At 61.3% G+C, this 20395-nt stretch carries 18 protein-coding genes; 5 read left to right on the top strand and 13 right to left on the bottom strand.

Features of this window, described 5'->3' with window-relative positions:
- Window positions 1–128: 128 nt before the first annotated feature.
- Together fdhF and G9C82_RS15770 are read right to left on the bottom strand one after the other, a co-directional pair.
- Window positions 129–3440, bottom strand: coding sequence for a formate dehydrogenase subunit alpha (gene fdhF, locus G9C82_RS15775; RefSeq protein ID WP_127014639.1), 3312 nt, complete (start codon window positions 3438–3440; stop codon window positions 129–131).
- A complete protein-coding gene (locus tag G9C82_RS15770; RefSeq protein ID WP_127014638.1) occupies window positions 3437–4960 on the bottom strand; it encodes an NADH-ubiquinone oxidoreductase-F iron-sulfur binding region domain-containing protein in 1524 nt (507 codons plus the stop codon). Before G9C82_RS15770 ends, fdhF begins: the two co-directional genes overlap by 4 nt.
- 177 nt (window positions 4961–5137) lie before the next feature.
- Here G9C82_RS15770 and G9C82_RS15765 point away from each other — a divergent pair, with 177 nt between their 5' ends.
- A complete protein-coding gene (locus G9C82_RS15765; protein ID WP_011222717.1) occupies window positions 5138–5407 on the top strand; it encodes a hypothetical protein in 270 nt (89 codons plus the stop codon).
- Window positions 5408–5428: 21 nt separating this feature from the next.
- On the opposite strand, the gene G9C82_RS15760 is transcribed toward G9C82_RS15765, so the two are convergent.
- Complete coding sequence (locus G9C82_RS15760; protein ID WP_127014637.1) at window positions 5429–5809, bottom strand: Rid family detoxifying hydrolase; 381 nt, start codon at window positions 5807–5809, stop codon at window positions 5429–5431.
- A 90-nt stretch (window positions 5810–5899) separates the two neighbouring features.
- A complete protein-coding gene (locus tag G9C82_RS15755; RefSeq protein WP_004966000.1) occupies window positions 5900–6310 on the bottom strand; it encodes an EamA family transporter in 411 nt (136 codons plus the stop codon).
- 172 nt (window positions 6311–6482) lie between these two features.
- Between G9C82_RS15755 and G9C82_RS15750 the strand changes: the two genes are divergently transcribed.
- Together G9C82_RS15750 and G9C82_RS15745 are read left to right on the top strand one after the other, a co-directional pair.
- Window positions 6483–7730: an NAD-binding protein gene (locus tag G9C82_RS15750; RefSeq protein ID WP_127014636.1), complete on the top strand. Its 1248-nt coding sequence runs from the start codon at window positions 6483–6485 to the stop codon at window positions 7728–7730.
- 89 nt (window positions 7731–7819) lie between these two features.
- Complete coding sequence (locus G9C82_RS15745) at window positions 7820–9676, top strand: BCCT family transporter (protein ID WP_127014635.1); 1857 nt, start codon at window positions 7820–7822, stop codon at window positions 9674–9676.
- Between the two features lie 20 nt (window positions 9677–9696).
- Here G9C82_RS15745 and G9C82_RS15740 read toward each other — a convergent pair whose 3' ends face one another.
- Window positions 9697–10269: an aminodeoxychorismate/anthranilate synthase component II gene (locus G9C82_RS15740; RefSeq protein WP_007190565.1), complete on the bottom strand. Its 573-nt coding sequence runs from the start codon at window positions 10267–10269 to the stop codon at window positions 9697–9699.
- The gene (locus G9C82_RS15735; RefSeq protein ID WP_127014634.1) at window positions 10266–11777 is read right to left on the bottom strand and encodes an anthranilate synthase component I family protein; all 1512 of its coding nucleotides are present in this window, start codon (window positions 11775–11777) and stop codon (window positions 10266–10268) included. Before G9C82_RS15735 ends, G9C82_RS15740 begins: the two co-directional genes overlap by 4 nt.
- A 315-nt stretch (window positions 11778–12092) precedes the next feature.
- Here G9C82_RS15735 and G9C82_RS15730 point away from each other — a divergent pair, with 315 nt between their 5' ends.
- The gene (locus G9C82_RS15730) at window positions 12093–12986 is read left to right on the top strand and encodes a bifunctional methylenetetrahydrofolate dehydrogenase/methenyltetrahydrofolate cyclohydrolase (RefSeq protein ID WP_004965995.1); all 894 of its coding nucleotides are present in this window, start codon (window positions 12093–12095) and stop codon (window positions 12984–12986) included.
- A gap of 31 nt (window positions 12987–13017) precedes the next feature.
- Here G9C82_RS15730 and G9C82_RS15725 read toward each other — a convergent pair whose 3' ends face one another.
- Window positions 13018–13218: a hypothetical protein gene (locus tag G9C82_RS15725; protein WP_004965994.1), complete on the bottom strand. Its 201-nt coding sequence runs from the start codon at window positions 13216–13218 to the stop codon at window positions 13018–13020.
- A gap of 151 nt (window positions 13219–13369) precedes the next feature.
- On the opposite strand from G9C82_RS15725, the gene epsC reads away from it, so the two are divergent.
- Window positions 13370–14233, top strand: coding sequence for a serine O-acetyltransferase EpsC (epsC, locus tag G9C82_RS15720; RefSeq protein WP_004965993.1), 864 nt, complete (start codon window positions 13370–13372; stop codon window positions 14231–14233).
- A 204-nt stretch (window positions 14234–14437) separates the two neighbouring features.
- Here epsC and G9C82_RS15715 read toward each other — a convergent pair whose 3' ends face one another.
- From G9C82_RS15715 to G9C82_RS15690, 6 genes are all read right to left on the bottom strand, one after another.
- Complete coding sequence (locus G9C82_RS15715) at window positions 14438–15742, bottom strand: dicarboxylate/amino acid:cation symporter (protein WP_127014633.1); 1305 nt, start codon at window positions 15740–15742, stop codon at window positions 14438–14440.
- 303 nt (window positions 15743–16045) lie between these two features.
- The gene (locus G9C82_RS15710) at window positions 16046–16978 is read right to left on the bottom strand and encodes a DMT family transporter (protein WP_011222723.1); all 933 of its coding nucleotides are present in this window, start codon (window positions 16976–16978) and stop codon (window positions 16046–16048) included.
- 327 nt (window positions 16979–17305) lie between these two features.
- Window positions 17306–17944: an HAD family phosphatase gene (locus G9C82_RS15705; RefSeq protein ID WP_127014632.1), complete on the bottom strand. Its 639-nt coding sequence runs from the start codon at window positions 17942–17944 to the stop codon at window positions 17306–17308.
- Window position 17945: 1 nt separating this feature from the next.
- On the bottom strand, window positions 17946–18320 hold the full coding sequence (locus G9C82_RS15700; protein WP_127014631.1) for a Rid family detoxifying hydrolase: 375 nt from the start codon (window positions 18318–18320) through the stop codon (window positions 17946–17948).
- 10 nt (window positions 18321–18330) lie between these two features.
- Window positions 18331–19173 (bottom strand): SDR family NAD(P)-dependent oxidoreductase, encoded by an 843-nt coding sequence (locus G9C82_RS15695; protein WP_127014630.1) that lies wholly within the window; start codon window positions 19171–19173, stop codon window positions 18331–18333.
- 49 nt (window positions 19174–19222) lie between these two features.
- Entirely contained in the window at window positions 19223–20392 is a 1170-nt protein-coding gene (locus G9C82_RS15690) for a mandelate racemase/muconate lactonizing enzyme family protein (RefSeq protein ID WP_127014629.1), read from the bottom strand.
- Window positions 20393–20395: the final 3 nt, after the last annotated feature.

Below are 20395 nucleotides of genomic sequence, written 5' to 3'. Positions count from 1 at the left end.
AAATAATTATCAACGCTAACGGGTAGTGGTAAATAGTCCGCAAATATGTCTGTATATTCGGTGATTGTCTGAGGCGGTCACGATACCATTCACGATCCCGCATACTGATCAAAAGCGGATGTGCCGACTCAGTCGTCGCCTGTCCCTCGCTTCCGGATCTGTTTTCCGCCGGCGTCCGGCGTCCGGAGCACCGTCTCGTCCGTCTCCGGGCCCAGCACTTCCACGCGAACACTCGACACTTTGTACTCAGGAATGCCGGCGGTCGGGTCGAACGTCTCGCCGGTGAGTTTGTTGACCGCACCAGCCGCGAAGTGCATCGGGATGAACAGCGTCCCCGGGCCGACGCGGTCGGTGACCTGTGCCTTGACGACGATATCGCCCCGCCGGGACTCGACGCGGACGTACTCGCCGTCGGCGATGCCGAGCTTCTCGGCCGTCTCGGGATGTACTTCGACGAAGCTCTCGCCGACGTGGCTCATCAGCCCCTCGACACGGCGGGTAATCTGTCCTGTGTGCCAGTGATACAGCACGCGCCCGGAGGTAAGCGTCAGCGGGAACTCCTCGTCGGGAATCTCGCCGGGGTGTCCGCCGTCGGCAGGAACGAAGCGGGCCTTCCCGTCCTCGAAGTTGAAGTTCCCCTCGTCGTAGTCATAGAGGTACGGCGTGCCATCGTGGTCCTCGTCCCAGCAAGGCCACTGCAGGCCATGTTCTTCGCCGGATTCGAGCCGGTCGTACGTGACGCCGCCGTAGATGGGCGCGAGCGAGTTGATTTCGTCCATGACCTCCCGCGGGTGGTCGTAGTCCCAGTCGTAGCCCAGCCGACGGGCCAGCGCTTGCGTGATTTCCCAGTCCTGGCGGGCCTTGCCCGGCGGCTCAGACGTGGGCCGAACCCGCTGGATGCGTCGCTCCGTGTTGGTGAACGTACCGTGTTTCTCCGGCGAGGTGGCCGCCGGCAGCACCACGTCGGCGTAGTCTGCCGTTTCGGTCATGAAGATGTCTTGCACGACGAGGAACTCTAGGTCTTCCAGGGCCTCGGCGGCGTGCTGGATGTCGGGTTCTGAGAGCGCCGGGTTCTCGCCGACGACGTACATCCCGCGGAGGTTCCCCGCGTGAGCCTCGGCGAGCATCTCTGGTACTTTGAGTCCGGGCTCCTTGGGCGGGCGCTCGCCCCACGCGTCGGCGAACTTCTCGCCGACCTCGTCGTCGGCTGGGTTCTGATAGCCCGGCAAGCTCCCCGGAAGCGTCCCCATGTCGCCACCGCCGCCCTGCACGTTGTTCTGGCCGCGGAACGGCGAGAGGCCGGCTCCCGGCTTGCCGACCTGCCCGAGGACGAGCGCGAGGTCGGCCATCGCGATGAGGTTTTCCGTGCCGTGGCTCTGCTGGGTCATCCCCATCGCCCAGCCAAAGACGACGCTATCGGCCTCGGCGAGTGTCTCGGCAGCCGAGGCGAGTTCTTCAGGCGATACGCCTGCCAGTTCCTTGACTTTCTCGGGCGTGAACGCCTGAACCTTCTCCCTGACCTCCTCGAAGTTCTTCGTGTTGCGCTCGATGAACGCCTCGTCGTGGAGGTCGTGCTCGATGATGTACCGAATCAGGCCGTTGAGCCAGGCCACGTCGTAGCCGGGGTTGGTCCGGGTGTACTGGTCGGCGTGTTCGGCGATACCGACTTTCCGCGGGTCGAACACGACGAGGTCGGCCCCGTCTCGGACGTTCTGCTTGATTCGCGTGGCGAGCACCGGATGGGACTCCGTCGTGTTGGAGCCGCTGATGAGGTAGGCGTCGGCCTCGCCGATGTCCTCGTTGATACGGTTGGTCATCGCGCCGTAGCCAAGCGTTTGCTGGAGTGCCGCCACCGTTGAGGAGTGACACAGCCGCGCGCAGTTGTCGATGTTCTTCGTGCCAAGCACCTGTCGGGCGAACTTCTGGACGAGGTATGCCTCCTCGTTACTGCCCTTCGAAGAGGCGAGACAGCCAAGCGAGTCGATGCCGTGGGCGTCCTGAATCTCGGTGAAGCGCTCGGCGACATACTCAAGCGCCTCGTCCCAGGTCGTCGGTTCGAGTTCGCCGTCGTCGTTGCGGATGAGCGGTTCGGTGACCCGTTGCTCGCTGTTGGCGAACTCGTGGCCGAACTTCCCTTTTACGCAAGTCGAAAAGTTGTTCGCGGGCGCGTCGTCGGGGTCGTCGACCGGAACGACGCCGAGCGAGTCCCCGTCTTTGCCCCACATCTCGAACCGGCAGCCGACGGCACAGAACCCGCAGGTCGTCTCCTCTTTGTCGATTTTCGAGAGCCGGTAGTCGCTGACTATGTCGGCGATGTCGAACAGCCGGCCCTCGGGCATCGTGTTCGCCGCGATGCTCTCGGCGGTGTGTTCGCCGGCGAGAAACGCCTTCTTGCCGTAGTCCTTGGCGATGTCGCCGGCCCGGCGTTTTGCTTGCGAGGCGAATTTGGCGAGACCTTGCTTGCTCTTCGCCGCTCTCGGGTCGCCGGGCTCGAACCCGCGGTTGGGAGCGGTAGTATCATCGATGGTCTCAGCGTCCTCGTGTTCGATGACCTTCCCGATCGAGTTCCGCTGTGTAAAGCCCGGCAGCGGGAGCGTCGCCGCGCCGTCGATACCCTTCTCGGTCAGCGAGCCGGTGGGGCAGACGGTAGCGCAGTGGCCACAGGAGACACATTCGGAGTCGTGCATCGTCTCGGCGTCGGACTGGAAACCGATGCGAGTGTCCTCGCCGTGACCCTCGATCCGGAGGACGCCTTCGACCTGCACGTCGTTGCAGGCGTCGACACACCGGTTACAGAGGATACACTTATTCCGGTCGATTTGGATGAACGAGGAGGTGTCGTCGATGGGTTCGTACTGGTCGCGCTCGTCGAAAACGCCGTAGCGGGGGTGGTCGACACCCTCGCTGATGGCGGCGTCCTGCAGTTCACAGCGCCCATTGCCGTTGCAGGTGGTACACCGAAGGTTGTGGTTTGAAAGGACGAGGTCGAGGTTGACGCTGCGGGCTTCCTCGGCGTCGGGCGTGTCCGTTGACACAGACAGCCCGTCTTCGGCGGGGAACGAACACGACGGGACGAGACCGTGTTCCTCGGTCTCGACCATGCAGGTGCGACACTCGCTGCGCGGGCCGACCTCGTCGCTGCAGTCCCCGTCGCGGTCGTAGTAACACAGGGCCGGAACATCGGCGTCGTCTTCGACGCCCTCCGCACCGGGGTCGACACTGACGATATCGTCGTCGAGGTCCTGCAGAGCGTCGATGATGGTCGACCCCGGAGCGACCGTGACCCGCTCGCCGTCGACGGTAAGCGTCGTCGGGTCGTCTGTGTCGGTCCCCACGTCGGGGTCGTTGGCGGTGCCGGTCTCGAACTCGTGAGTGACTGGCGTCTCAGGCTGTGGGTCGTGTAGGTCCGGAACTCGTGGAATCGATTTGTCTGTGCTCATAGCTTCTCCGTACAGGTGCCGCTGGGACAATGTCCGTCAGTGTGAGCGCGGAACTCGGGTTCGAACTCGTCGATAGCTGTGGTCACTGGCCGCGGCGCGTGCGCGCCGGTCTGACAGTTACTCGACTGGCGCATCACCCGGGACAATTCGCGTATCTTGTCGTTCTCGAACGAGCCGTCGTATATGTCGCGCAGCAGTTCAGCGAGCTGCTTCGTTCCCTCACGGCCGGGCACACACCGGCCGCTGTTCTCCATCGATGCGAACCGCGCCCGCTTCCCAACCGTTTCAACGGTACATCGACCGGTGTCGAACAGTTCGACGACGCCATTGGTTCCGAGCCCGGCAGCCCGGAGCGACTGTGCGGTCGGTGCCATATCCAGACTGCGCGTGACACCGCCGAGGACGCCGCCAACACAGGCCATTTTGAACGACCCGTCCATCTCGACCGCCTCGCGAACCGCTGCGAGGCTTGCGCTTGACCTGAGTTCGACTGTCGCCGAGTCCGCAACGTCGCCGGCGACCGCTACGATTCGCGTCCCGGGGTCCGCCGCGTCAGCGTCGACGCTACCGGGGTCGGCGACGGCCTGCTGGACTTGCGCAAACGTCCGCGGTGTGTGGATGACTGTTGGGCGGCCGTACAGGCCCCGTTTGGCCGGTGATGGCGGCTGGAGCCGCGGCTCGATGCGGTCGGCCCCTTCCAGTGCTTCGAGCGCCGCCGTAGGCTCGCCGGCGCGGAATTCGTCCGGGCCGGCTACCAACTGTGGAACGACAGGGAGGGTGTCGGCGGCTGCGTCGATTGCCTCGCGGAGGTGCGCCTGCAAGTCGGTCTGCGACTCGTTTACATAGACGACAGCGTCGCCAGCGTCCACGTACTCAGCGACCGCCGCAATCCCGTCGAGGACCGCCATCGGTGCGCCGGACAGGAGCGTGTCGTCGCCCGTCGGGAGGTCGCTGGCGTCGTTGGCGTTACAGACGACCACTGGGTCACCGTCGGTTTCGCTGGCTGTTTCCCACGTATCGGCGACCGGTTCGTCAGCGGTGGCGTCCCCGCGACCGCGGCCCAGCAGCCCGGCTCCCGCTGCAACGTCGGCGGTCCGTTGGGTCGAGACGAACGACCAGTCGGCCGGCGAAAGCGGGGCGACCCAGCCACAGGGGCCCAGTACGTTGCGGCGGCCGACTGAGAGCGGACCGCGCTCCGGGGCGGGGAGCGACGCCGTTTCGGGGTCGTGCTCGACGACAGCGTCCGCATCGGCTGTCGGTACTGTCCCCGCTTCCAGTTCGTCGATGAGGTCACGGACGGTCGCCGGTGACGGGTCGCTGTAGAAGGCCGTCCGTCCGTTACGCGTGACTATCACTAGCGGTGTGGCTGCTGTGATGCCCGTCGGTCCCGTCCTGACGACCGGTGTCGAGTCCGCCGTCGTCCGCGCCGCGGAGAGGACCCGGTCCCCGTTCTGTGACCGGCCGTCCGTCGACACCCGGACGGCGGTCGAATGAGCGAGGGCCGTGGTTTCCCGTGTCATACTCTGTGCCTCGTGTTGAACGATTAAAAACCCCAGCCGAGCGGTCCCGGGACCACTGGTTGCAGTGGCGTCATCGACCCACACAACATATCACTCGTTCATACATTGACGGGACAGCGCTGGCCGGGTTGTTCCGTCGAAACAATGAGGCAGCGGGACGTTACCCCAATCGAAATCATGAATCCACGGTTCGAGGAAGTCAAGACGGAGGCGTCAGCCGCGATAACCGAGGCCGACCTGCGCTCGGTGTACACCGGCATTATCCACGAGGACGGCCGCCACGAGTACTATTTCGGTAACGACACCGAGGAGGCGGCCGAACTCCGCGAGGCAGCGGCGATACAGCTCGGAATGTTGCTTCGCGTCCTCGCGGACCGCTCGGACAGTAGCGTCGACGAACTGACGACGCTCGCCGCAGAGCGAGCAGAACAGATGGAGTTGCGATAAGATACGGAACGGCCGCGCTCGCTACTCGGTGGTCGCGATAGCTTCGATTTCGACCGCTGCACCTTTCGGGACCGCACCAACGCCGACGGCGCTCCGCGCCGGTGGCTCCGATTCGAAAAACTCGCTGTAGGCCTCGTTGAACGAGTCGAAGTCGTCGATGTCGTCGAGATAGACGGTTGTCTTGAGTACGTCGTCCAGCGAGAGGTCTTCTGACTCCAGAATCGCCGCGACATTGTGAAGACACTGCCGCGTCTGGTCGGCGACTGGCTCGCCGTCGAGGAGTTCGCCGTCTGTCGTTAGCGGGAGCTGTCCGGCGGTGATGAGGAGGTCGCCGTTCGACGTTGCCTGACTGTACGCGCCGACCGCGGCCGGTGCTTCGTCGGTACTGACTACGCGCTTCATATCCGGCCGTACCTGCCCCCATCTCATAAACCCCTGCTGTGACGGGGGACACTCACACAACGTTCTCGAAAGCCAACCAGTTGTGTCCAGTCACTGATTGATGACGACAATCGCTATTAGCGCCAGACCGATGCCGGCGGCTTTCGTCAACGTCATGGACTCCCCGAACGCGATAACGCCGATGACTGCGGCAGTGATGAAGTACATCCCGCCGATGGTGGACACGATCGACGTGGGCCCCACAGTCACGCCGACGAACGTCGAGACCACGCCGACGGCCGCCGCGACGCCCGCCGCGCCGGCAAACATCATCCCCCGGTTCGTGACGACGAACGATGCGTCTGAGACAACGACGTATATCCCGGTGACGACCGTTGCAGCGGCGTAGGACACGAACGCCGCGGTCTCCGGGTCCATTGTACTTGACGCGACGTTGCCAAACGCTATCCAGAACCCCCAAGCTATCATCGTTCCCAGTCCGAACAGGACGGCGGCGTTCATCTGTCCGCTCTCCAGATGAGTCGGCTCCAACTCTCTCTAAGCGTCCTTGGCGAACGGCGACACCCATGCTCGTGCAATCGACGCATTGATTCGGTCGTATGTGGCCCGCTGACTTGAGTTCGGTGCCCGCTCGCCGCGTGTTTTTTATATTGACTCCGACAAAAGTATGCTAATGGCTAACGTCCCAGAAGACTCGTCGGACCGGACGCTGGAGGACGTGTTCTATCCGGCTGACAGAGTCCCGTTCGTGGAGTGGGACGAGCTATCCGGCGCAAAACCGACGGTCGTCCTGACCGGGACGGTCGCGCTGCTGGCGTTCGTGACCGGCCTTTCGAATCTGAGTCAGGCGTCGCTTGCACTTAATGGCCCGCTGACCGCCGTCGTCGACCTTCCGCTACAGTTCGTCAGGTTCGGTGGGGTGTTGTTCGCGTTCGTCCTCGGCATCGTGACGGTCGGGCTCCAGCGGCGCAAACAACTCGCGTGGCGCGTGGCGGCCGTCGTGCTTCTCGGTCTGGTAGTACTGCCGCTTACCACGTTTCAGCCAACTGACATCCCGTTGTTGTTGCTGACGCTGGTCACGTACCCGCTGCTGGTCCGCAACCGTCACCGGTTCGACCAGTCTCTTGACCTCTCGCCGATTCAGATCGCATCGCTGTCGGCGATTTTTGGCGTCGTTCTTTACGGGACCGTGGGTGCCTACGGACTGCGAGGCCAGTTCCTCGAACTCGACAGTTGGGGCGACGCCGTGTACTACGTCGTCGTCACAATCGCGACGGTTGGTTACGGCGATATCACACCTGTGACAGCGGAAGCACGGTGGTTCTCGCTCTCTATCATCCTGTTCGGAACCGGCGCGTTCACCGTTGCCGTAGGCGCGCTCATTGGCCCCGCTATCGAATCCAGAATGGCGACAGCGTTTGGAGTCATGACAGCATCAGAACTCACACTCCTCGAGGACCACGTCGTGGTTCTTGGGTACGGAGACGTTACGGCATCGCTGCTTGAGGAACTGGGCGACGAGACGGAGGTTGTGGTTGTTACCCCCGATGAGGAGACGGTCGCGTCGCTGCAGGGCGAGGGCGTGAATCTGCTCACCGGTGATCCCACCGATGAGGATGTCCTCAGGGACGCACGCGTCGGGACCGCAAGCGGTGTTGTGGTGGGGAGTAACGACGATGCCCGCGACGTGCTTGCGGTCATCGCGACGAAGAACGTCAATCCTGACATCCGCACAGTCGCAGCGGCGACTGCCGAGAAACACGTCGAGAAGTTCCGCGCGGTCGGGGCGGACGAAGTTATCAACCCCCGTTCTATCGGCGGACGGCTTCTGGGAAAGTCGGTGTTGGGCCGTGAGTCGAGCGAACCACTACTGGACGGAATCGTTGCGGATGACGGGGAGAGCGGAGCCACCACAGAGTAACGGTCCCGACGCTCGCCAGCGACGGTGTCGACCGGCTTGCATCGCGCTGTGGGATAGTAATATATGTATTCGATACTGAATATTGACGCATGGCCACCTCGGACGCCAGTGGCATTTCGGAGATCGTCGGCCGGCTACTGGTGCCACTGTGTGCCGCATCCGGGGCGCTCGTGCTCGCGGGGTTCTTCTTTCCGACGCTTGTCGGCGAAGCCGTGACTGGTCCGGCGTGGCTGACTATTGCGCTCGTGTTTTTCAGTTCGGGACTCTGTTACATCGCGCTCCTTCCCTACTCCGAAGACGCCACTGCGCCGGCCGCGGCCGATGTCCTGCTCCGCGTCCGGCGGACAAAGGTCAAACGGGCCATCAAAGAGTTCCTCACACAGCACGAGCCAGCCATCCTCGCGTTCCCGGTGCTCGTGTTCGCCGCGTTCTTCGGGCTTCAGATCGCATTCCCTGCACGGACGACGGGTGCCGTCGACGCCGCTGCTGCCACAGTCCTTCGCGGCGGCGGCCCGCTGTTTCTCGCCACGGTCTTCCTCTCGGTCTGTTACTGTCTGTTTCTGTTGCTTGGGCCCTGGGGCGAAATCAAACTCGGCGGTCCGGACACGGAGCCAAGCTACACGTATCCGACATACTTTACGCTCGTTTTCACCGCCGGCATCGCGGCTGGACTGGTGTTCTGGGGCCCCACTGAGGCCCTGTTTCACTACGACCAGCCACCGCCGCACATCGGGGCAGCAGCCGGGTCGCCGGGCGCCGTCAACGGCGCGCTTGTGTACACCCTCTTTCACTGGGGCGTCTCGGCCTGGAGCGCCTACGCTGTCATCGGCGTCCCGATAGCGTACTTCGCGTTCACGCGGGGCGCTCCGCTCCGGGTCTCGACAGTGCTGGCCCCCTTGCTCGGTGTCGATGAGCTCGATTCGGCCTGGGCCACACTGGTCGATACGCTGGCCGTTTTTGCCACTATCGGGGGCATCGCCACCTCGGTCGCACTCGTGAGCGAGCAGTTCCTCGCCGGGATCAATTACCAGTGGGACGTGGCAGCCGGTGAGGTCGGGCCGGTCCTGTTCGTCGGCGGCTTGACCCTGATATTTGTTGTCTCGAGCGCGACTGGGATCCACCGTGGCATCCGTCGCATCGCCGGCCTCAATATCGTCTTGTTTGGCCTGTTCGCGCTTCTCATCGCCGCCGTCGGTCCACGGTTGTTCATTCTCCAGCGAGGAACGCAGGCACTCGGGACCTACGTGGTGGAGTTCGTTCCGTTGAGTCTTCACACGGGCGGGCAGTGGGTCGCGGCGTGGACCGTCTGGAACTGGTCGTGGTGGTTTTCGTGGGCACCCTTCGCAGGGCTGTTCATCGCCGCACTCTCCCGCGGTCGCCGGGTCAGAACTGTCGTGTTCACGAGTGTCGTTGCGACCTCGGCGGCGACGATGGTCTGGTTCCTACTGCTCGGTGGTACGTCGCTGTTCATCCAGCAGACGGGGCAGGCCGATATTCTCGCCGCGATCGCACAACGTGGCGGTTCGGAGGCGGTCGCCGGCTTCCCGCTGTTCGCGTCATTACCGCTTGGACAGCTTCTGATGTTCCTGTTTCTCGCGCTCATCATCGTGTTCATGGCCACGTCGGCGGACACCTCGACGCTCGTCGTCTCTGTTCTGGCAACGCGACGGGGGATGGCACCGTCGGCGACGCATATCGTCTTCTGGGGTATTTTTCAGGGTTCAGTCGCCGTTTCGGTGTTGCTTCTCGGTGGTGCTGAGACGCTTCAGGCCCTGGCCGTCCTGACTGGCGGCCCGTTCGCCGTAATATCACTTGTGGCGGTCGGCGGGCTGACCGTGACCTGGTACCGGGACGAGCAGGGCCACACCTCCCTCTTCCGACGCGCCGTCAGGAAACTGCCGGACATTCAGACACACCACGACGTCGACCCACCTGAAAAGAAATAGACGGCGCGGGTGCTGTGATTTTAGGCCTTGGCGATTCCGGTACAGAAGTTCTCGACGATCTGTTTCCCGGCGTCAGTGAGGATGCTCTCCGGATGGAACTGGACGCCGATGTGCGGTTTTTCGGCGTGCTGGACGCCCATCACGATGCCCTGCTCGTCGTTCGTGTGGGCCGTTTCCGAAAGCGTGTCTGGGAGTTCCGATGCCTTGACGGCCAACGAGTGATACCGCCCGACCTCAAACGGGTCGTCGACGCCGTCGTATAGTCTCGTTCCATCGTGGCGGACCTCCGAGGGCTTCCCGTGGACCACGCTCGGCGCGTGGCCGACAGGAGTCCCGTGGGCCGCACAGAGCGCCTGGTGGCCCAGACAGACGCCAAGCGCCGGGTACTCTGTCTCGGCGAACACGTCGATGGACACGCCGGCCTCTGCGGGCGTCCCGGGCCCCGGCGAGACGACGATGCCGTCCGGGTCGAGTTCATGGATGCCCTCAACATCGATAGCGTCGTTCCGGCGGACCGTGACATCGTCGAACTCGCCGACGTACTGGACCAGATTGTAGGCGAAGGAATCGTAGTTGTCGATAATGAGTATCATCGCATCCCCTCCATCGGTTCGGTCTCGGATTCGACGGCGAACGACCCCTGTTCGCCGAGCGCCTCGTCGACGGCAGTAACGAGCGCCCGGGCCTTGTCCAGTGTCTCCCTGTACTCCGCCTCTGGAACGGAGTCGTGTACGATGCCGCTCCCGACGCGGAGGCGGTACTCGCCGTCGTAGTGAACCAGCGTCCTGATCGTGATGTTCAGCGTCGCACGGTCGTCGAAACCGAACATCCCGATACTGCCGGTGTAGGGCCCTCGTCGGGTCCGCTCCACCTCGTCGATAATCTCCATCGTCCGCGGCTTCGGCGCGCCGGTGATGGTTCCACCGGGGAACACGGCTGCGACCGCGTCGGCGATGCTCACCGCGTCGCGTAATTCCCCTTCGATGAGGGAAACGAGGTGCATCACCTCGGAATACCGGTCGACGCGGCGGTACTCGGCGACGTCGACGGACCCATACTCGCTGACCTTGCCGAGGTCATTGCGTTCGAGGTCGACCAGCATGGCGTGTTCAGCCCGCTCCTTCTCGTCGCTACAGAGGTCTGCCTCAAGGTCCTCGTCTTCGGACGGCGTCGCGCCTCGCGGCCGCGTTCCGGCAATCGGCTCCGTGAGCAACTGGTCGCCATCGACGTCCAGCAACAGCTCCGGGCTGGCGCTGACAAGGTCGACGCCGGGGAACTCAAGCAGGGCTGAGTACGGAGCCGGATTCACCCGACGGACGGCGTCGAAGGTGTCGACCGGGTGGACGGCCGCCGGGGCGGTCAGCCGGTGTGAGACGTTTGTCTGGAACGTGTCGCCGTCCCTGACGTACTGTTTTATCTGTCGGACGCGGTCGGCGAACGCTGCCTCGCCGCACTCGCTCTCGAACGTGGCCTGACTTGCAGCGGTTGGCTGGGACTGGACGTGTTTCTCGCCGTAGATGGCGTCCTGTGCTAGCTCTCGGGCCATCGTCCGGCCACGCTCGAATGCCGATTCAGGCGACCCGTCGACGGTGGGACAGGCCGTTACATGTATCTCGACGTCGCCGTCGTGTGGCTCCTCCCACGCGGTGATGCAGTCGAACACGCCAAACTGAAGCCGTGGGAGGCCATCCGAAACGGTCGTCTCTGGGATGTCTTCCAGTTCCCGTGCTACGTCGTAGGAAAGCCACCCGAACGCGCCACACGGGTATGGAACCGTACAGTCGCCCCGTTCTAGGTGTTCGCGGTCGAGTAGGTCGTCGATAGCTTCGAGACTCGGACTTCCGCTATCCTGTGCGGGTGTCGCTCCTGCGGACACCTCGACGCGCTCGATTGGCTCGATGCCGAAGTACCCCCAGCCCGACTGCCCACCGGTCGTTTCGAGATAGAAGCCGTCTGTGTTCTCGTCGCGGGCGCGGCGATACGCTTCGAACGGGTCGGCAACGGTGACGCGCGCCTCAACCGGCACACGGGTGCCGTCCGCTGCTGCCCTCGCAGTTTCGATGAACGATTCTTTGTCGGTGCTGAATCGAATCTCAGTCATAGTGCAGTTGCTCCTAAGCGAGAGGCCCTGCCTCTCGGTGTGGTTGTGTAGACCAAGCATGGGTCAGGACAAAAACCTTCGGTACTCTCTCCTACTGCCCGAAATACTGCCGAACTGTCGACTGACTACGGCTAAACACTGGACGAATAGCCGATATCATTTCAAAGGCTGGACTATTCCGCATCACTCACTATTCCGACGGGGCTTGAGGGAAACATCGAATGCTTGGCCAACCCCAGCAGTTGACCGTGCAGCAGTCTGCTCACTCTGAACATCTAACTGGGGACTTCGGGGCCGACAGCAAACCTAGCAACAATGACTACAGTAATCGACGGGAACGAAATCGGCGACCAGATCACGGAGGGCGTCGCGGCGTGTACGGACACGCTCGTCAGCGAGGGTGTCACACCGGGGCTGGCGACTGTGCTGATGAGCGACGACGGCGCGAGTGAAACGTACGTCTCGATGAAACAGCGGGCCTGTAATGAAATCGGCATTGAGGGGTTTCATCATCAAATCAGTGCGGATGAGCCAGCTGAGACGCTGTTCTCGACCATCGACGAACTGAACGCGGACCCGGCGGTCCACGGAATCCTCGTTCAGATGCCGGTCCCCGACCACGTGCCAAAGCGCGACGTACTGGAGCGCATTGACCCGATGAAAGACGTCGACGGGTTCCATCCCGAAAACGTCGGCCGACTCGTCGCGGGGAATGCGCGATACAAGCCCTGCACCCCCCATGGAATACAGAAAATGCTGGCCGAAACTGGTGTTGTGACGGAGGGGAAAGACGTTGTCGTCGTGGGTCGCTCGGACATCGTCGGCAAACCGATGGCAAACTTGCTCATCCAGTACGGGCCGGGCGGGAACGCGACAACGACCGTCTGCCACTCCCGAACTGATGACCTTGCGGACAAGACTCGCAACGCGGACATCGTGATTGCCGCCGCCGGGGTTCCGGAGATGATAGACGGGTCGATGCTCTCGGCGGGTACGACAGTTATTGATGTGGGCATCAACCGGGTTGATGCTGACACGGAGAAGGGGTACGAACTCGTCGGGGACGTGGACTTCGAGAGCGCTAAAGAGAAAGCGGACGCCATCACCCCGGTTCCCGGCGGTGTTGGACCACTCACCATCGCGATGCTGCTGTATAACACTGTGAAAGCGGCCAGTCTCCAGTCCGGCGTCGATATTAGGCTTCCGTAGGGCCCGTTCGCAGGACTACCCGCGTGGACTGTTATATCGTTTCGACCGCACCACACTCCGGGCATGTAATCAGGAGTTCACCTGCTGGGTCCTGTTCTCCCTCTATGACGTTGTGACCGCTGGCACACTGTTCGTGCATATACACCTCGTGGCTGTCGTGCTCACGCAGCCAGATGTGGCCTTCTTCCGGTGCTGAAACGATGCCGTGACAGAAGTAACACTCGCCGTTCATACAGAATCGATGACAAGCCAGTATCAAATAGCTACCTCTCAGTGTGGGATGCTGCTCGTTTTCAATTCTACAGCGTCAGCGAGAACACAACATATAGCGGAAAAGACAACTATTGTTTCAAAACTAAGATGCTTCAGCCCAACAATCCGATATGGACTACTGTTACACGGGCGACACACACGAGAAACTCTTCGCGGCGTACCGGGCCGATGAAGAGCCGTTCCCGACCCAGACGCAGATGGAGTTCCCGCGGCGGGAACACCGAAGACCGGAAATCGACATCCTCAAACGACTGTTCTTCCCGACCTGTTGGAACGCTGCTGAACTGGTCCGGGACGAGCTCGCCGTTCTGGACCGTCTCGACACCCTGGGCGGCCTCTTCTTTGCCGGTATTAGACCCTACTCTGGGTCGGACCCGGCTGAAACAGTTGACGCCGTCATCGATCAGCTCCCGGCGGTTCGCACACGACTCAAAAAGGACGTGGAGGCCGCGTTCAAAGGTGATCCGGCGGCAAAGACGTATATGGAGATAATCCGGTCCTATCCGGGGTTCATGGCAATACTCGTACAACGGGTCGCACACACCCTCTACGAGGCCGGAGCCTCCGAGTACGCTCGCGAACTCACCGAATACGCCAAGACTGAGACCGGCATCGACATCCACCCCGGCGCTGAAATCGGCGACCACTTTTTCATCGACCACGGGACTGGCGTCGTCATCGGCGAAACCACAACTGTCGGGGAGTGGGTCCGCCTCTATCAGGACGTGACGCTTGGCGCGCTCCACTTCGAGGCCGACGAGAGCGACGAACACAGATTAAAGAAGGGCTACAAACGACACCCGGATATCGGCGACCACGTCGTCATCGGCGCGGGCACGAAAGTTCTGGGTGCCATCAGCGTTGGTGACCACGTCAGCATTGGGGCGAACTCCTGGGTCACTGACGACATTCCGGACGATACGAAAGTGTACGTCACAGACCACCCGACACAGGAACGAAAACGAACCAAGTAAAATCGGGACCGATATCGCCCGGTTTCTGAGACTGCAAAGATACCACGAATTGGCTGGACGAACGCTTCTGACTGGTGTACCCGGCCCGAGGACCTCTCATACTGTTGTTGTCTGTCCAGTCGCGAGAAGTACTCCTCTTCTAATAGATTAGAATAACAACTGTACCAGCATTAGGGGCTGTTGGAATCGCTCCCGCCGTTCGCTTTAGTCGTCACCGGGAACGAACTCAGCGACTCCGCTCAGGTTTCGTGACCAGACACCCTCACCACGGTCGAGTCCGTCGTTCCACTTCCCCACAACGGTCGAAACTGCGAGGTCGCCAGTGACGTTGTTCATAGTTGCAATCCGCCCAAGAATAGGGTCGACCCCGGCGACGAATCCAACGACCTCCAGCGGAAGGCCGACCTGTGTGAGAATCACAGTGAGCATGACGATCCCCGCTCCCGGAACGCCAGCGGTTCCGATGCTGATGAGGACGGCCACAATTAAGACGAAAATTTGCTCAGTAAGCACTAGTGGCTGTCCGACGACGTTTGCGGCAAACATCACGGTGACCGCCTGTCGGATGGCAGCACCATCCATGTTCGCCGTGGCACCGACCGGGAGCGTGAACGAATACACTCGCTCAGCGATCTGCAGGTCTTCGTCCGCATTGCGCATCGTAACAGGGAGCGTTCCGCTCGACGACCGAGTCGCGAACGCAGTCACCATCGCGTCCTTCGCTCCGCTGAGGAACGCAATCGGCGACACGTCGGCAATCACGCTCATCAAAAGAACGAGATAGGTGAAGCCGATGTGAATGCCGATTGCAATAGTGACTGCCAACACGAGCTCGCCCAGCGAGGAGAACAGGCCGATGCCTTCAGTGCCGATGCCGGACGCCATCAACGCGAACACACCGAGCACACCGAATTCGAGGACGCCACGGACGATGACAAACATCGCCTCAGCACCCACTTCGAAGGCCTCAAACACTGAATCGACACTCTCTGCGAGCGCGTCTTGCCGGGCGCGGACGTATGTCAGCGCGATTCCGAAGACGATGACGAAGAAAACCGTCGCCAGCAGATTCCCCTCTGCGAGCGCCGCGACGGGATTGTTCGGCACGATACCGAGAACGACATCAAGCAACGACGGCGGCGCTTTCGATTGCGCTTCACCGCCGCCGAATTCAAGCCCACGACCCGGCTGAAGCACGTTTGCAACCGCGAGACCAATGATTCCTGCGAGGGTCGTCGTCAGGGCGTAGAGACCGACTGTCGCACCGCCGATTTTTCCAAGTTTTGCGGGTGAGAGCTGTCGAATCCCGGTCAGCAGTGTGAAGACGATAATCGGGATGACCAGCATATTGAGCAGTCGGAGGAAGAGGTCGCCTACTGGTCTGACGACAGCCATCTGCTCCCCGAACACGATACCGGCACCTGCTCCCAGTACGAAGGCGACAAAGATGCGCCAGATGAGCGGGATAGATCGATACCGGATCCATAGCGTGCGAATGGGTTGTATCATATTACACAGCAACGGGCAGTCTTATAAAAACCCGTTAGCCCCGCCAGTATGTGCAAGCGGCTATGATGCGGTTTTCTCTTACAAGGTTCCGTTTTCAGACGGGTCTGTCGTCAAATGGCAAGTGTTACAGCCGTTCATCTGAAAAGGATAGCAAAATAGCGGTTGGAATTCGCTTGTTTTCAGAAGCGCGACGCCGTTGGCACTCCTGCCTGACGGTCATTCTTACCGTTTCTCGCTTCGCTGTCGATTTTCCCGTATCTAGAGAGTGGTCCAGTCAGTGACGGCCTGCTCACCCGGTTGTGGTCAGTCGGCCGGTGGACTGGTTTTCGGTTCGACGACCCGACGAAGCTCCGCTCGCAGCGCCGTCCACTTCGCCGCGATAAATCCCAGCAGGATACATCCAAACCCACCGACGGTGGCGAGCGTGACCTGCTGACCGAGCACGAGCCAGCCGGCGAGCGCGGCGAACAGGGGGATGACGTACTCGATGAAACTCATCTCGATAGGGCCCAGCTGGTCAAGTAACCGGAAGTACAGCAGGAAACCGCCGATACCGGCGACGACAGCCAAATACAACAGCGCCGCAAGCGCGGACGGCGTCCACGATGCGTCCGCAAACGACTGTCCGGGAAGTACGAGTACGGTGAGATGGAGGACAGCGGCTCCGATAGCCATCAACCACGCCTGTGTGGCCAGAAACGACATCGACGGACTGGTGTCGTGCGTGACGACGGCCGGGATGGCGAACGCCAGTGCTGCTGCGAACACGAGCGCGATTCCGATAGTACTGCTGAGGAGATTCGCTGGGTCAGGGTCAGCAATGACGACAACGCCGGCGAAGCCGAGTACCACGCCGACCCCAGTATTCGCGGTGAACGTGTCATCGCTCGACGCGAGCTTCGTCAGCGCGGGCGTTACGACGGGAACGAGACCGAGCAGTACGGCGGCGACGGCCCCGGTGACGTACTGTTGCCCGGTGAACAGGAATACGTGATGCACCCCGATCATAAGCGAACCCCCAGCGAGGACGTACACGTAGTCGTCGCGGGTCTGTGGCCGCTCTAGCGCGCCTGTGACAGCCAGCGCGGCAAACAGGAGAACGGAGGCGATGTCGAAGCGGACGGCAGCGAACGGTACTGGCGGCAGGTCGGCAAGGCCGACATCTGTCGCCATGAATGCAGTACCCCAGATTGCAGCCAGGAGGAGAAAGCAACCGGTCGTTCGATAGCGACTCATTCAGTTGCCGGTCACCACCCGACGGTAAAAGGGCCGTCGAAGCCTGTTGCAAATTGCTAGATGTTGCCACTGCGCCAGCGACCACTGACGCGGTGCCGATGACCGGGCGGCATCTGTCCGGGGAATACACGGTTGGGACCAGTGTAGTAGTGAGTAACGTCGACAGCGGTCCAGTTCTCACGCCGAAAGCTAAGCCTGCTTCAGAACCGGAATTTGGATGTAATATGAACTATATGGGTGAGCATATTGCATATTTGAGAACATATATTGCAGAAATAATAAGAAAACACCCTATCTGGATATAAGTCTATACCGGCGAATAGCGGGCTATGCCGTTGGAATGCAGTTCCGTACCTCTGTTATATCCGCACTTTCAATGATTGTGTCCGCTGCGTCGATTGCTGTTTCGGGAACGCGTTCATCGGGGTCAAATAACACCGCGGTATCTGCCTCGATGAACGCCTCCGTATCAGTGTGTGAATCGCCGACATAGGTGATTGAGATGGGATTCTGTTTGCTTCGAATTTTTCTCAGTAGCTCTCCTTTCTCATTGGGACCGACACCGATATCGATAGCTGAAACCCGTCTATCCTCGAACCGAAGCCAGTTTCCACGAACAAACGCCGGTTCGTACGGCTCGAATCGCGTTGCAAGGTTCGCAACGCCGGCACTGAGGATGCCGAATCGGATATCCGTTTGCTGGAGGTGGGCGAGGAGGTCGACAGCACCTGCTTTCGGCTTGAGGGCCCGGGTCGCACGAGTGATATCTGATCTGGTGATATCGTTCGCACGCCACACGTCGACCGCTCCCTGACACCACTCTGTAAACGTAATTTCTCCGGCCTCGAACCGGTTCATTAGCGTCTCGGCTTCCGGTGTTGTTCCGTAGAGGGTGTGCAACAGCTCGAACCCGCCGCGCTGTCGAGTGAGCGTCCCATCAAAGTCGAACACTACAAGATGCGACATACTACCGTTCTGCAACAACCTCTATCTCAACGTCGATATCGACTGGCAATTTAACGACTTCAACAGCACTGCGTGCAGGATAGGGTGGTGACATGAGCTCACCGTACACTTCGTTCACCTCGTCGTAGTATCGCATATCCTTCACGAACACCGTCGCCTTCACCACATCGTCAAGCGAAGCGCCACCGGCCTGCAACACGGCCGCGACGTTCCGGAGTGTACGCCGGGTCTGTTCACCGGGCGTGCCTTGGATTACCTCGCCGGTATCCGGGTCGACCGGTCCCTGACCGGAAACGTAAATGCGGTCACCGCTAGCGATTCCTTGCGAGTACGGGCCGATACTATCGGGGGCGTCGTCAGTTGTTAGTTCTTCCATGGGTCGTGAGTCAATTGGTTGTCGGCTGGTCGTCTGCGTCGTAGACTTCGTTGATGAACGATGTCGGCAGGCTCGTCGTCAATCCGCCGTCAAGCACCAGATTCTCACCGGTCAAGAAACTCGACATTTCGGAGGCAAGGAATAGGGTCGTATCAGCGACTTCTCGCGGTGTGCCGAACCGCCCGAGCGGATACTGGTCGAGCCAGCGCTCCCGGGCGCTCGTTTCACCGGTCCGTTCCTCCGTGTTTTCCATCTCCGCCCGCCTGTTCGCTGTTTCGATGGTCGCCGCCGAAATAACGTTCGAGCGGACCCCGTGTTGCCCGTAGTGGGCGGCGATGTTTCGGGAGAGCGCCAGGAGTCCGCTTTTCGCCTCGGAGTAGCCGGAGAGACCGATACCGAACAGGCCGTTGACTGATCCCATATGGATTATCGACCCGCCGCCAGCGGCGACCATCGCTGGCAGTACCTCTTTGCTCAGGAGGAACTGGCTTTTCAGGTTCAGGTCGACCATCGATTCGAAGGTCTCCTCGTCACACCGGTGCAACAGATTGGCGGATTCGACTGCGCCACCAGCGTTGTTCACAAGCACGCGGATGTCCCCGAACTCTTGGATGGTCGTGTCGACAAGGTCCCGTACCGCCTCCCGGTCTGTAACGTCACATTCGACCGGAACAACGCGGCCATCGTGTGTCTGGGTCAGTTCCGTCGCAACCGCTTCCACGTCCTCGTAGGTGCGCGAACAGACGACGACATCGCCACCAGCTTCGGCGAACCGGGCCGCGATCTCGCGCCCGATACCCCGTGACGCGCCAGTCACAATGGCTGGCCGGTCCGCTAATGATAGCTCTACCATGACACTGGCACCCACGTAAGCTGCCCTCTTGAAAGTTGCTCTTGGCCGTTCATGTGATTCGATACTCCTCGATGGCAGCCATGTCGATAGAAACTCCGAGACCAGGACCGTCCGGGGCCGGGAGGCAGCCGTTGCTGACCTCGAACGGCCGCTCAATGATGTCTGCCTCCCAGCCGTAGTACGTCGAATCTGGGGGCAAGGAAAAGCCCGGGATGCCGGTGAACGCGTGGAGGATCGCCGCCGTTCGAGTCCCCAGGTCGAACGCACAGTGGTGGGTAAAGGGAACCCCGGCGTCTTCAAGGATGGCGGCCTGCTGTCGAATTCCACTGATGCCGCCGGCTGGGGTCAGGTCGATAACGCCGACATCCATCGCGCCAGCTTCGACAAGCGATTGCAGATTATGCGAGATATACGTGTCCTCGTTCGGCGCGATCGGCTGGCGGAGTCGTTGTCGGAGTCGGGCTAGCGATCTGTGTGCATCGACGCGAATCGGCTGTTCCATATACTGCAGGTAGATACCCGCATCTTCGAGCATCGCGCCGACCCGAACCGCCTGGTCGAGCGTCCAGCCCTGATTCGGGTCGAGTCGAAATTCGAGCTGTCCGTCGACCTCATCGTGCATCGCTCTGATTCGCTCCACGTCCTGTCGCCAGTCCCGTCCCGCCTTCGTTTTGAGGACAGTGAAGCCCGCTTCGTGCGCTTCTCGGGCTTTGACACGAGACTCCTCGGGCGAGAGGATGCCGAGACAGAAGGCAACAGGGACCTCAATAGGAGCAGTACTGTCGCCATCGACGCTTTGCCGGTGTTGTTGTGTCCCCTGTGTCGGTGCTGTCCATCCGCCGAGCAGCTCGTACACTGGTCTATCGAGGGCTTTCCCGACGATGTCCCAGCAGGCCGTTTCGACGGCGGCAAAGAACATATCGACGTTGGTGTACTCGACGAACACCTGCCGGCGGAGTCGCTCGATTTCGAACGGCGACTGGCCCTCAATCATCGGCCCAACTCCGTCTTCGATAATCGACTCGGTGGCTTCCGGTGACAGGAAGACACGCATCTCGCCCCAGCCGCTAAGGCCCTCATCTGTGTCGACACGGACGAGGACGCGTTCCATCGAACGTAACTTTCCGTGGTTGGTCACGTACGGCCCGATTCCGAGATGCTCATCCAAGTCGGCCAACGGTACATCTACAGTTACCGCTGACACGCCAGTTATCTCCATGCC

Origin of the sequence: Haloarcula sp. R1-2 (assembly GCF_011627385.1) — an archaeon.
GTDB lineage: Archaea > Halobacteriota > Halobacteria > Halobacteriales > Haloarculaceae > Haloarcula > Haloarcula marismortui.
Note: the sequence above shows the minus strand (reverse complement) of the source record. Positions and strands in the feature narration are given on the sequence as shown.

Excerpts from the sequence above, each read along its gene's own strand:
- fdhF (WP_127014639.1), bottom strand. The coding sequence starts at position 3,440 with ATGAGCACAGACAAATCGATTCCACGAGTTCCGGACCTACACGACCCA.
- G9C82_RS15770 (WP_127014638.1), bottom strand. The coding sequence starts at position 4,960 with ATGACACGGGAAACCACGGCCCTCGCTCATTCGACCGCCGTCCGGGTG.
- G9C82_RS15765 (WP_011222717.1), top strand. The coding sequence starts at position 5,138 with ATGAATCCACGGTTCGAGGAAGTCAAGACGGAGGCGTCAGCCGCGATA.
- G9C82_RS15760 (WP_127014637.1), bottom strand. The coding sequence starts at position 5,809 with ATGAAGCGCGTAGTCAGTACCGACGAAGCACCGGCCGCGGTCGGCGCG.
- G9C82_RS15755 (WP_004966000.1), bottom strand. The coding sequence starts at position 6,310 with ATGAACGCCGCCGTCCTGTTCGGACTGGGAACGATGATAGCTTGGGGG.
- G9C82_RS15750 (WP_127014636.1), top strand. The coding sequence starts at position 6,483 with ATGGCTAACGTCCCAGAAGACTCGTCGGACCGGACGCTGGAGGACGTG.
- G9C82_RS15745 (WP_127014635.1), top strand. The coding sequence starts at position 7,820 with ATGGCCACCTCGGACGCCAGTGGCATTTCGGAGATCGTCGGCCGGCTA.
- G9C82_RS15740 (WP_007190565.1), bottom strand. The coding sequence starts at position 10,269 with ATGATACTCATTATCGACAACTACGATTCCTTCGCCTACAATCTGGTC.
- G9C82_RS15735 (WP_127014634.1), bottom strand. The coding sequence starts at position 11,777 with ATGACTGAGATTCGATTCAGCACCGACAAAGAATCGTTCATCGAAACT.
- G9C82_RS15730 (WP_004965995.1), top strand. The coding sequence starts at position 12,093 with ATGACTACAGTAATCGACGGGAACGAAATCGGCGACCAGATCACGGAG.
- G9C82_RS15725 (WP_004965994.1), bottom strand. The coding sequence starts at position 13,218 with ATGAACGGCGAGTGTTACTTCTGTCACGGCATCGTTTCAGCACCGGAA.
- epsC (WP_004965993.1), top strand. The coding sequence starts at position 13,370 with ATGGACTACTGTTACACGGGCGACACACACGAGAAACTCTTCGCGGCG.
- G9C82_RS15715 (WP_127014633.1), bottom strand. The coding sequence starts at position 15,742 with ATGATACAACCCATTCGCACGCTATGGATCCGGTATCGATCTATCCCG.
- G9C82_RS15710 (WP_011222723.1), bottom strand. The coding sequence starts at position 16,978 with ATGAGTCGCTATCGAACGACCGGTTGCTTTCTCCTCCTGGCTGCAATC.
- G9C82_RS15705 (WP_127014632.1), bottom strand. The coding sequence starts at position 17,944 with ATGTCGCATCTTGTAGTGTTCGACTTTGATGGGACGCTCACTCGACAG.
- G9C82_RS15700 (WP_127014631.1), bottom strand. The coding sequence starts at position 18,320 with ATGGAAGAACTAACAACTGACGACGCCCCCGATAGTATCGGCCCGTAC.
- G9C82_RS15695 (WP_127014630.1), bottom strand. The coding sequence starts at position 19,173 with ATGGTAGAGCTATCATTAGCGGACCGGCCAGCCATTGTGACTGGCGCG.
- G9C82_RS15690 (WP_127014629.1), bottom strand. The coding sequence starts at position 20,392 with ATGGAGATAACTGGCGTGTCAGCGGTAACTGTAGATGTACCGTTGGCC.